The organism is Viridibacillus sp. KH_047 (assembly GCF_057838945.1).
Window position 1 is genome coordinate 2825233 of sequence record NZ_CM174479.1, and the last position, 12553, is coordinate 2837785.

Below are 12553 nucleotides of genomic sequence, written 5' to 3' on the forward strand. Positions count from 1 at the left end.
TTTTTGTCTCTATAGACAAAACCCTAAAAGTTGTTACTTTATTAAAGCTTTTAATTCAATCAATTGCTTCATATTAAAGATTGAACTATCTTCAATTTTCATTAACAAGGCTATGTTAAAAGTCACTAATGTTGTACATTTTCCAGGAATATTCAGCCCATCGTTAGCTTAGATGAAAATAATTTTGGCAAAAGAACGATATAATTTGGCACTATCATTTGTAAAACAAAAATTTACATAATGGATTCATGTAACTGGATAGCTGTAAAAACCATTACCCGATCTTCTAATGAGTGTAAATTAATATCTAAGAGCTTCTCGACCTTCTTTAGCCGATATTTTAACGTGTTTCTATGTATATGTAATTCATTTGCAATCTCTTGTAAAGAACCATTCCCCATTATCCAAACCTTTAAATTTTGAAATAACTCTTCATCCTGTAGTAAGGGTGCGATTGTTCTAATCAAAAATTCTTGTTTAGTATCGTTGGAAATCGCGTTATAGAGCATATCTAATTTTAAATCCTCTTCAAAAACAACTGACTTTTTTTGCATAGCTGCTGTTGTTGCCAATTCAGCTTGTTTATAAGATGTTCGCAGCTCTTCAAATATTTGTACATTTCCAACCCCTATATATAAAGGGTTTTTTATAATTTTCCCGACTTTATTTTTCAACCTAGTAAGTTCTTCTAACAATATCTCTTTGTTTATTTTTGGAATAAGTAGTATTAATTTATCCAAACTCCAGCGGGCAATGCATAAATTTGGATGAATCGTTTGAGAGCTTATAATCCACTCGACATCCTTCACCCCGAAGTGTTTAACCGTTTGTACAATCGCAATTCGTTCATACATTTCTATATCAAAATTCAATATCTTGGCCCTAGTAATTAACGTTTCTTTAGTCATTTGAGTGTTCAATAAATCTAATAGAAAAAACTCTAATGCTCTCGCATCCTGTTCCTTCTCTTGCTTGGCTAAAAACTCTGTAATAAACATTTCTGCAATTCGTTGGACAAGTTTACCGTACTTTTCAATTTCTACTGGTTGCCCAGTTACACCAATAACACCAATGGGGGTTCCTGAAATAGTAATTGGCATTACCATACCTTCTCTTACGCCACTTAAAGACTTCGTTAATTCTTTAGTCATATGTAAGACTTGTCTTTTTTGCATAGCAATATAAGCACCTTCATGAAAAGTATTTATTCTAGTAGGATCTGAACTTGCAATTATAAAGCCGTTATGATCAATAACTACAACATCTTTATCTATTAAATTTTTGAGTTCTTTTACAATTTGACTACCTATAATCTCCAAATCAAACAATACTTTCACTCCATTCAATTACTCTATTTCACTTTAGAGACTTCAGTTATATGACTAAGACGTCACTTCAAATCCGCTAAAATGCAAATATTAGCAAACAAAACTGCTAGGCAACTTACGGCGAATGTATATTAAAGAAAGGGATTAAAGTGAAAAAGAATCACAATAATACCCTTCTGTAATATACAGAATATTCAATTTTATGTTATTGTTAGAATATCATAATAAATAGATGAATGAAGCAAAGTATAAAAAACTAGTAAAATAAATTCAAAACGCTTAAATAATATAAATAAAATAGATTCTCTATTAAAGCTGGTCCATATCGCCTAGCGATTCTACAACCTCGCCTTGATGCATCACTACTAAACAGTCTGCTATGTAATTGACTATTTGAACGAGCAACTTAAAGCTATATCAATTTTAAATCTTTTTATTTTTTACTTTTACGAATCAATTATTGTCATAGACCTTTCAGCATAAAAAAAGACCTTCTTATGTTGAAGGCCTCCTTTAACCAGAAAATTACTTTGATGCAAGCTGTAATTTTTCTGTGTTTTTTATGAATTCATTGTAGGTATTATTAATTCGAATAATTGTTTCTGAAGTATTAACGGCTTTGTTTGTTAGAAGTGCTTTTTTGTTAGCTTCATTTAGCTTATTATACGTAACATCGTATTGTGAGCCTGGACCACTGTTTTTCCAAGCCATAAACTGGATCGTTCTTCCTACTGATTCAAAAGTATTGTTTTTAAATGTTGGGTTGATTGCGCCACTAGCTAAAATCCCACGTGTACTAGCATTTCCATTTGCTACATTCCGGATTAGATTTTTTTCAATAACAGCATTCGTCCAATTCATGACACGAATAGCATCTAAGCGTGTTTTGTCAATTTGATTATTACGAATGATCACTTTATCATGATACATTTTACCTGAATATTTATGGGTACCAATAGCTCGATCAAGATTCTTAAATTTATTGTTTTCAATTGTTATATTTTGATTTGGTGTTTTATCATACTTGCTCCATTTTTGACTCCACCCGGCTGTTGTTTTATCCGGTGTATCAATATTAATGGCTTCTTTGTTCTTGTTTGCTGATGCTTTCGAATTTGTAAACGTATTATTTCGTATCACAACATTCTTAGAAGCATCTAGCTCGATAAAATGTCCAGAATACATATTCTTAAATTGGATATTTTCCACTTTTACATTTTGGTTATGCCCCATGATTAAGGCGATGCTATCTTTCTCGTATTTCATATCAATTGTTACTTTACCTTCGCCTATAAAGGAAATATTCTTTTCACCATTATATTTTCCATATACACCCGATTTATTGGCTTTTGATGGTTTTATGAATTGAAAAATTGATTTTGAAGATTTAAATTTACTTGTACCCGTTTTCTGACCTTTGACAATACTTACACCATCATTCATTTTGATAGTTACATTCGATGGAACGTATAGCGTATTACTAATTGTGTAAGTTCCTTTTTTTAATACGAGTGTTCCGCCACCTTTTTTCTCCAGTTTCTCTAAATAGGAACGTAGAACATAATAATGCTTGGTATTACTGTTATATGTAGTGTATTTCAACATCGTTTTATCCACCGGTACTGTATTTGGTGAAATTGTATAAACACTTTTTGTGGCAGCTTCTACAGAATTAGGTATACCCCCTACCCATACACTTAATATCAAAACAGTAGCAGCCAATAATGCGCCCATTCTCTTGAATTGCATAATCATGTTGTAAAATTCTCCTTCTCAAAAAACGATAATAATATTTTAGGATATTATGGACAGACAGATTTTCATAAACTTATTAACTAAATCTCGTTTCACCCTATCACAATACCTAATACTTATTAACTATACATTGTTTTTTAAACGAACTCTACATAGAATGTTACAACTTAATGTAGAATATTATATTCACATTAAGTTATTAGGTACATCTAATGCTGTTTCACAACTATGAGAGGAAATTGATAAAAAACTGAAATTTTTCTCATTAAAATTCAATATTACTAAAAAAATGAAAGAAAAATGAAATCTCCCAAAAGAAATTCTTTGTTAAAATAAAAAGCATTAACACAAAAAAGTGTTGATACATGGAGAAAATGTAATCTTCAAGATATAGTGGGGGAAAAGATGAGATTAGAAAAAAAATTAATAAAAAAGATATATTATGAAACATTCCTAATGGAGAATGAAACACATCCACCTCTTCAAGTACTTGGAGAAGCTTTTTTAAACGAACAAAAAAATGAGATTTCCGATGGATCTTATATTCGTTTTGCACAAGGTGAATTTTATTATCACCATCAAGATTTTGAATCAGCTATTTTTAAGTGGGAGAAAGTCAGTAATGAATTAGCACCCTGGGCACAAAAAAATATTGCGGATGCTTACTTCGAACTTAACCATTTATCAGCTGCTGAAAATGTTTATACAGCCATTTCTACTGATAACAAAATACTTATGACTGAAATTATTTTGCAATTACAGTCTCTTTACATTGAGCAAAATAAACTTGATTCAGCTTTCGCTGTTATTAAAGAAGCGGTTTCTTTAAATCCCGATTATCCAAACGTCACAACAATTGCACGTTCCTTTTATGAGGAACAGCAAGATTTTGACAGTGCAGTAGAGCTTGCTGTGAATGAGTTAATTCGAACAGAATCTTTACCCTGGTTTGAGGTACTAAAAGAATATATCGATAATGGATTTACTAAAAATATTTCACCAGACTATTTTTATCAAGTATTAGTTACATTAAATAATGTAGATCAAGCACAATTCACGCAATTTGTTTCATCACTTTGGCACAGCTATAAAAATGAACAAAATTACTTATTATGGCTTCAAACAATAAATGAATTTTTCTTACAGATCGAAATACATTCGTCCGATATATGGGACATAATTTCTTCTCATTACGAGGAAACGTACTTTGAATTAATCCAAGGTCAATATATGTTAAATCAATTACACGATATCATTCCTAATCTTTTAACAAATTGGTTAAAAGTAGTCAATCCGTCTCATTCGGTATTTCCATCATCAGCAGTATTGGCATGGGATGAAATTTTTCCTTCCAAAATAGATTCAGCACATCTAAAACATGCGGAAAACCTACTGTCATATTCTATTAATCATGTGAATGGCTTAGAGTATAGTTTACATCTGTTTGAATCTATTACAAAGTGGGCACAAAAACACGATTTAGAAATGAGTAATCGATTTAGATGGTTAGTTGGGGAGCTTGTAGATTTAAGAACAAATCGCATTTTAGTAACAGGAACTTCCGGAAACGGAAAAGCTTCATTTATTAACTCTATACTAGGAGAAAATATATTAGAAAACTCAACCTCAAATGTAGTTGTCTTTAAAAATGACGCTCATACAGAAATTAATGCTATAACAGATTCAACAATTACAACAACTGAGGATTTCTCTGATTACCAAACCATGATGTCTCTACAACGCCAAACATATGTAGATAGAGCATGTGTTGAATTTAAATTACCATGCAAATTTTTAAATAAAAATAAACTTACATTCGTTGTTACTCCTAGCTTTAATAGGAACAACGACAATCGAGATGAGACATTCGAATATTTAAATTCTGTAGACGAATTATTATTCGTATTGAATGCGGATTCACCTTTTACTGACAAAGAACGTGATATTCTATTAAGTATTCAAGAACATACACCAAATCTACAAATTCATTTCTTATTAAATAAAATCGATAACATTTACAGTGAAGCTGAAATAAAAAGGGTTTTACATGATACACAAATGAGAATAAACGCATATTTCCCTAATGCGAGCATTTTCCCTTACTCTTCGTTATATACAAATCGTCAACAACTAAACGATTTAACTGAGTTTATTCATTTTAACTTTAACCATAAAAATATCGATACAGAACGAACTAAAAAGCTATTGTATTTCATTCGAAAAACAATTAAATATCTTTTGGATAAACGCGTGGAGATGGAAAATAACATAGTGGACTCTATTAAGTGGAATGAAGATATGTTAGTTAAACTAAATGGTTTTATTAATAACCTTACTGCTCTTGAGAAGGAAAAAATTCATTTAATAACAGAATCATATCGTACAATGAAATACGAAATTGCTAATGATCTTACAGAACATATTCCGAAAATATTGCAGAGTTGTTCTGATTTAATTAGTGAAGAGAGCGATTTTGGACAAATTGAAATTGAACTAAATACAGCGATGAACGAAAGAGTTCAAAAATATCTAGAACAAACTGTGTTACCTAATCTGGCTCGCTCTATGCAAAATTGGATTGCAATTTCTAATAACGAGTTCCTTCAAAGTCAATCGTACTTAGAAGAAATCAGTGAAGGACTTAATTCTTTATTTGGAGAAAATCGAATACAGTTAGAATGTGACTTTAAAGTGCTTGATGACTGGCACAGAGATACTGATAGAATGACAACTAGAATACAAATGGAAGAAGTAAATATCTTGCGCAGATTTACTCCAGCACAATTTTTACTGAAAAGTGCAGGTAAGTTATTTGGAGTTCTTCCTAAAAATAATGCGATGCTATATAACAAATATAAACAGTATTTAGAAAATGAAGATTATACCGATGTAACAACTTCTATTATAAACAAATTTTTCTTGCAATTTGAGCTATTTGAAAACGCACAAGAGCGGGATATTAATATGTTCTTTAGAAATCCATATAGCGCGTTGGAACAAGCTGTAGAAAACATTCATATAGAAACACAAGAAAAACAAGATACACTGCATGAAATGAAATCAAATCCTGAAGTTTATCATGATTCTATAACACTCTTTGAATTGAGATTACGTCAATGTGAAGTAATCTTAAATATAGGTGAAGATAATTCCTATACGGATTTAACTTTAGAAACAAACAAAGATTAAAAGTAAAGTAACTCCAAAATAGTCGTTTTGGAGTTATTTTTTGTTTGCTTCACTTTTTTAGGTACTCCAACTAGATGGTAAATCCATTGACCACCGCAAGACTTTATCAATTCCCTCTTTTTTTATGAGGTAATCAGTTTAAAATCTGCAATAGCTTGTTTATCTGGAGGACTAATCCTCGGAGGTAATGAATCCAGTTTAAAGAATTTCAATTCCCAAACTTCCGATAGATCTTCTTATAATTCACCACTATATTCATCACAAATGTATGTACTAGTAACATTATAAACCTCGTCACCATGCGGATATTTATAGTAAAAATCTTCTCCTGAATATACATTAAGTAATTGAAGTTCTTTTGCAATTAATCCTGTTTCCTCTGCTAATTCACGTCTTGCTACATCTTCTAATTTTTCTCCTAATTCTAATGACCCACCAGGTAATCCCCAACATTGCTTATCTGTTCTTAGTTGAAGTAATAGTTGTTCCCCTTTATTTACCACCAGCACACTAGCCCCTACCATTAAAAGGAGTTTTAATTCCACCATTCAGATACGTATCGTACTTAAATTAGTTTATAAACCAGTGCAGCAACTTAGCTAATCAATAAATGGGGATATTTCGCAAGCGTTTCGGAGAAACGGATTCTTTTTTCATTTATTTCATGCAAAAATAATAAGCCACTTTGGCCGGTAAATCAGCTCTGGTGGCTTATTTTCAAAAATCCATGAAGAGTTTAGGTGAATAAAAGAAATTATCAAATTATCAAGTACAGATTACATCGCTGTAGATATAAACTCTTTATATCTTTTATTCACTTCACTAATTCTTTCATGTGAGCCTTTGCACACAATTTCTCCATCTTCAATGAATAATATATTGTCACCCGGTTTTACTTCTTCTAAATTATGAGTTACTTTAATTACTGTCTTATCTTTTGTAAGTGCCTTTATTGACTCTAAGACTAAATTTCTAGATTCTATATCTAGATTAGATGTAGGTTCGTCTAACAAAATTATATCTGGGTTTTTCAAGAATAACCTAGCTATATTTAATCTTTGTTTTTCACCTCCTGATAATTTATCACCACTCTCCCCTATGTTCGTATCAAGTTTATCTTTTTGCTTATCAACAAATTCTTCTAAATTTGCATATCTTAAAGCCTCTCTTATACTAGCTTTATCAATATGCTCTTCATCAAGACCATACAGCAAATTATCTAAAATAGTACCACTAATTAAGGAGGAACCTTGACTTACTATACCGATGTTTTTTCGAAGTTCATAAGTGTCCAATTCGTTGATTCTGATATTGTCTATTGTTATTTCACCACTTACTGGAAAATAGAACTTCTCCAATAGGTTGATTAAAGTTGTTTTTCCTGAGCCTGACGGACCAACAATAGTTAAAGAATCCCCGCGTTTTATATTGAAAGTGATATTACTTAGAATCGGTTTATCTTTGTACCCAAAGTTGACTTGATTAAAGGATAATTCGTTTTGTAATTCATATTTAGTATTACCATTATGTTCAATTTCATTATTATTCATTATATTATTCAAGCTCTTAATAGCACCATTTGCTTTATGGTACTCTCCAATAAACCCACTAATTGAACTCATAGGGGTCATCATTTGAAATGCATAAATAACGAACGCAATTAATGTACTTATAGATAAAGTCCCTACTGATATTCTATAAGCCCCATACCCTACCACTATTAATAAACCTAGAATAAGTAAAAAGTTCACTAAAGGTGCTACCATGGCGAAAATTTTACTTTCATATAAGTTTGCATTATACAGCCTGTCAATACACTTATACATTAATGATTTTTCATGCTTTTCTGCCGTAGAAGCTTTAACCATTTTTATATTTTTAAAAGTCTCTTGAGTTTTTGAAATAAAAACAGAAATTTCCTTTTGTTGTATATCTCCTGTTTTTTCCATTTTTCTCATGAGAGGAAATATGATACCAAATATAAATGGAGAAATTATTAGTATAACAATCGTTAATTTCCAATCCAAGATAATTGTTAATGTTAATCCACCAAGTATCATAATAACACCCGTAACTAATTTAGGGATGTGATACGTTATTAGATCCTTTATAATTTCTGTATCATTAACAATTCTACTGGATAATTCTCCACTATGGTAATCATCAAAAAAATCAACTTTAAAATGGATTAGCTTATTATATACATTTTTTTGTAAATCACGGATTATCATGTTACCAAATTTAGATATTATGTACTGATGTACGGATTCAATTATGGACTTTATTATTAGGAATAAGACCAAACCTCCAACCATCCATAGACTTACCTTATTGACTGAAAATTTATCGATAATATCTTTCACTAAAAGTGGAAATACTAGGGCGGCTGCTGTAAATAGAATTGATACAATTATTATTGTACTTAGAAGTAATTTTTTCCTTTTATCGTTAATTGCTAGAAGGAGCACTTTATATGCGTTCATTTATATTCACCTCATTAAATTAAGACAATAAAGTTTGACTGATCAAACTCTATTGTCTTTGTACAGAAATAATTATTTAATAGTCTTAACAAAGGAACCAGCTTGCATTGCTACTTGTTTTACATTGAATACTTCTAGATGATTTCGCTTTCAGTTGAACATCTTTAGAAATAGATTCTTTTTGTAAAGATAGCACCTTGTTCATCTAATACACCTCCGGTTTGTTCAAATTTAATGTTTTAATGCTTAGCAAAAGAACCAGCTTGCATTGCTACTTGTTTTACATTGAATACTTCCAGATGATTTCGCTTTCAGTTGAACATCTTTAGAAATAGATTCTTTTTGTAAAGATAGTACCTTGTTCATCTAATACACCTCCGATTTATCCAAATTTAATGTTTTAATGCTTAGCAAAAGAACCAGCTTGCATTGCTACTTGTTTTACATTGAATACTTCCAGATGATTTCGCTTTCAGTTGAACATCTTTAGAAATAGATTCTTTTTGTAAAGATAGTACCTTGTTCATCTAATACACCTCCGATTTATCCAAATTTAATGTTTTAATGCTTAGCAAAAGAACCAGCTTGCATTGCTACTTGTTTTACATTGAATACTTCCAGATGATTTCGCTTTCAGTTGAACATCTTTAGAAATAGATTCTTTTTGTAAAGATAGTACCTTGTTCATCTAATACACCTCCGATTTATCCAAATTTAATGTTTTAATGCTTAGCAAAAGAACCAGCTAGTATTACTTGATGGGGAACAACCAAGACTTACGCTTGATTTTACTGGGTCCGGTTTACCTACTTTATTCATTTTCTGTAATGCTAGAACAGATTTCATTTTTATCACCTCCCTTCTATATAAGGTCATTTCCTTACGATCCTCACGTATATTAATAGTTTCAAAAGCAAATCTGATGCTTTTCTTTGGACTATAGTACTCTCAAATTTCAGTATCCTTACGGTTAAAAGGTCACCTTACACATGAGAGGGCAATTCTGTCGTACTTTGTAAACTTTCTTCTTTAAAGCTTGAGGAACTAAATACTTTTTCTAAATTGAGTATAGGAATCCACGAGTGATTTTTACTTTCTAAAATATCATTTACTGTTAACAATAAACCTGAAGAACCAGACATGATATCACCAGAAAGTCTAAAACAAGAATCACCAGGAACAAATATACAATCATCATCCTCGAATAAGTGCAAATTTAGCGTGAATAATGCCGAGCTAACTAAACTATTTTTTTTGGTATATAACTCTAATAGATTTGCAACAGCTAAAATACCCGTAGTTCCTTGGAATAATCCAGCATTGTAAAAGCATTTGCTTTTTGATATTTTACTAATACCATCAATTTCTTTATTCCATTTCTTCATTTTTGCATTTAGCTCTAACTCAACAATAGGTAAAGACAAACCACTGCTTCCACCAGCAAGATACGGTAATATCCTAAACTCATCATCAATTTGATACAAGCCTGTGTCATCGAACATTCCTAGTTTTAGGTCCTTTTCCAATGCCTGTTCCGATAATAATAGCCATTTATTATCTCTTGTTTTTTTATACAGTGCAGTAAAATACAAAGAAACCCCAGCCCAACTGGTCATGATTCCTTTATCAACAACATCGTAATCAAAAGTAATAATTGGTGCATCAGAATTTAATTTATCTATTAATAATTCTCCGATATAGAGACAAATATCTAAGTATTTAGGATCGTCTACTTCGTAACTAAATCCCAAATGTGCGAATCCGATACCACTTAAACCTGTCGCAAAAGAAATATCTTCAATGTGTTTAAAATCAATAAACGAGTCGAATATAGTCTTTGCTTTCTCATGATAACCAAGCTCCCATAAAACTGATGCTATGCCCATTTTACCGGTGAATAAACCATTTTCTAAATGAAGGAGTTTATTGATATCTTGATTTTCAATCCAATCCTTTACTATTTGATTTATCCCTCCGGTTCTATGTAATGCCATGGCAATACCAAAACCACCAGTTAACACATTTATCATTCCTGTTTCCATTTCATATTGCCGAATATCTCCAGGCAAAAGTCTATCTTCATTTTTAATGTCTTTTAAAATTGAATTGCGTAGTTTTAATTTCATTACTGATAGGTCAAATTCTTGTTTCATGTGTCCATTTGTAGTCAGTAACTCTTCCATAGGACGTGATTGGTGAATTTTACACAATGATTCAATACGTTCAATTATTGTATTTGCCTTTTCTCCATATACAACTTGAACCCAATTACTATGAATAGTGTCCATATTCCAAGAAATATCTTGAACACAGCCAATTGGTACAAATAGCTGTTTAGCTATCCTTAGTAATGCAAACCAATCACTTTGTTCTTTATTCATTTCTTGATTTCCTATGAAACCGGGGGTCATTAATCCAGAAAGAGACTCCTCTGTTGAACCTGCTGTTTCAAAATCAATTAATCTCACTTGCTCTTCTTTGGTGATTATGACATTTGCAGGTTGTAAGTCGCCCATACCAATATTATTTCTGTGGATTTCGTCTATAGCTTCAATTAGTTGATTAATGATATTTACACATGATTCCGTATAAGACTCATTTTTAAAATCAGAACTAAAAGGATAGTTCCTAACTAGCCATTCAGATAACGAATCACCTTCGATATACTCTTCTTCTATAAAATAGTGTTCCCAAGCACGGAAAGAACTTATTTTTTTTACTGGGTATTTTGCCTTTTCTAATTTATCAAGTATCTCACTTTCATTAACAATCCTAGAAAATGCATCACGCCCTTGAGCGTCTACTGCAGTATGAGGCCTTCCTTCTTTTAGAATGACTTTCATATTACTACTTTTATTTTCACTGATATAAACGCCACCTCCATTACTAAAATGCAAAGCCTCATTTATATCAAAATTATCCAGAGGAGATGAAGTATCGAACTGATCCAATGCTTCATCCATTTTTCTAATTTCTAGTGGCTCTTCTACAAAATCAGGTAGGTAATAATAAGGAACCCTTTTATCTTCAATAAGTTCGCCTTCTAAATTTTCTATAGCTTCAACTTTTTCACCATCTATATATAGAGACCTGGACATGAAGGCACCATATCTAAAATATATATTGGAGTTATACCATCTTTTATCATTTAATATATAAGGGCCAGGTTTTAAATGAGCCAAATTAGTCTCTAATAAACTCAATAAGTCGATGAATTGATCAGTATTTTCAGGATATATAGTTATAAACTTCCCTGAAGAACCTCTATCTCCATATTTAGAATCCTTCAGCATTAGCTCCCTATTACCTTTAACATATTTAAACGATATGTTTCTTTCTATCATTAACTTGGAAACAATATCTAAAGTTTTTTGCGATTCTTCTCTATCCGTACTAACATGAATTTTCCATCCTTGATTAGGGAGTTTTGCACTTTTTGCCATTATGTTTGTCCAATGCTCACCATCAATTAATACATAATTATCAAGTGGATAGTCTATATTTAATAACCCTTGATTAACTTCACTAGCAATACTATAGTAAAGGTTTTTATTTATGTACTTTATATATCTATTATCCATTAGAACACCCCCATATAAGCACAAATTAACTAAGTTGATTTGTGCTTATGTATTTTAATTATTATTTAGGACTAACACAGAAGAAAAGGCTTATACTACTTTGTGTTTTACAATTAACGCTAACATTTGAACCAATTGGCTCATTGCCACTCGTATATGTTTTTAAACTTTGCAAAGATAAAACAGCAGATCTAGACATAGATAACACCTCCTTTCT

11 protein-coding genes and 1 pseudogene are annotated in these 12553 nt (G+C 31.3%); 1 reads left to right on the forward strand and 11 read right to left on the reverse strand.

Translation table 11 applies throughout. From position 1 onward, the window contains the following. Positions 1 to 233: 233 nt before the first annotated feature. Together AC3IS5_RS13960 and AC3IS5_RS13965 are read right to left on the reverse strand one after the other, a co-directional pair. Positions 234 to 1337, reverse strand: coding sequence for a CdaR family transcriptional regulator (locus AC3IS5_RS13960; protein WP_489427897.1), 1104 nt, complete (start codon positions 1335 to 1337; stop codon positions 234 to 236). Positions 1338 to 1853: 516 nt separating this feature from the next. Beyond that, positions 1854 to 3083, reverse strand: a complete 1230-nt coding sequence (locus AC3IS5_RS13965; protein ID WP_489424969.1) for a glycoside hydrolase family protein — start codon at positions 3081 to 3083, stop codon at positions 1854 to 1856. Positions 3084 to 3488: 405 nt separating this feature from the next. Between AC3IS5_RS13965 and AC3IS5_RS13970 the strand changes: the two genes are divergently transcribed. Beyond that, a complete protein-coding gene (locus tag AC3IS5_RS13970; protein ID WP_489424970.1) occupies positions 3489 to 6272 on the forward strand; it encodes a dynamin family protein in 2784 nt (927 codons plus the stop codon). 122 nt (positions 6273 to 6394) lie between these two features. On the opposite strand, the pseudogene AC3IS5_RS13975 reads toward AC3IS5_RS13970, so the two are convergent. From AC3IS5_RS13975 to AC3IS5_RS14015, 9 genes and pseudogenes are all read right to left on the reverse strand, one after another. After that, positions 6395 to 6820: pseudogene (locus AC3IS5_RS13975) on the reverse strand (NUDIX hydrolase). A gap of 228 nt (positions 6821 to 7048) precedes the next feature. Continuing rightward, on the reverse strand, positions 7049 to 8755 hold the full coding sequence (locus AC3IS5_RS13980) for an ABC transporter ATP-binding protein (protein WP_489424971.1): 1707 nt from the start codon (positions 8753 to 8755) through the stop codon (positions 7049 to 7051). An 85-nt stretch (positions 8756 to 8840) separates the two neighbouring features. Then, positions 8841 to 8960, reverse strand: coding sequence for a class III lanthipeptide (locus tag AC3IS5_RS13985; protein ID WP_489424972.1), 120 nt, complete (start codon positions 8958 to 8960; stop codon positions 8841 to 8843). Positions 8961 to 9001: 41 nt separating this feature from the next. Further along, a complete protein-coding gene (locus AC3IS5_RS13990; RefSeq protein ID WP_489424973.1) occupies positions 9002 to 9121 on the reverse strand; it encodes a class III lanthipeptide in 120 nt (39 codons plus the stop codon). Between the two features lie 41 nt (positions 9122 to 9162). Further along, on the reverse strand, positions 9163 to 9282 hold the full coding sequence (locus AC3IS5_RS13995) for a class III lanthipeptide (protein ID WP_489424973.1): 120 nt from the start codon (positions 9280 to 9282) through the stop codon (positions 9163 to 9165). Between the two features lie 41 nt (positions 9283 to 9323). Then, on the reverse strand, positions 9324 to 9443 hold the full coding sequence (locus tag AC3IS5_RS14000; RefSeq protein WP_489424973.1) for a class III lanthipeptide: 120 nt from the start codon (positions 9441 to 9443) through the stop codon (positions 9324 to 9326). A gap of 41 nt (positions 9444 to 9484) precedes the next feature. Then, positions 9485 to 9601: a class III lanthipeptide gene (locus AC3IS5_RS14005; RefSeq protein ID WP_368540147.1), complete on the reverse strand. Its 117-nt coding sequence runs from the start codon at positions 9599 to 9601 to the stop codon at positions 9485 to 9487. 137 nt (positions 9602 to 9738) lie between these two features. Next, a complete protein-coding gene (gene lanKC, locus AC3IS5_RS14010; protein WP_489424974.1) occupies positions 9739 to 12336 on the reverse strand; it encodes a class III lanthionine synthetase LanKC in 2598 nt (865 codons plus the stop codon). Positions 12337 to 12397: 61 nt separating this feature from the next. Next, on the reverse strand, positions 12398 to 12535 hold the full coding sequence (locus AC3IS5_RS14015; protein ID WP_489424975.1) for a class III lanthipeptide: 138 nt from the start codon (positions 12533 to 12535) through the stop codon (positions 12398 to 12400). Positions 12536 to 12553: the final 18 nt, after the last annotated feature.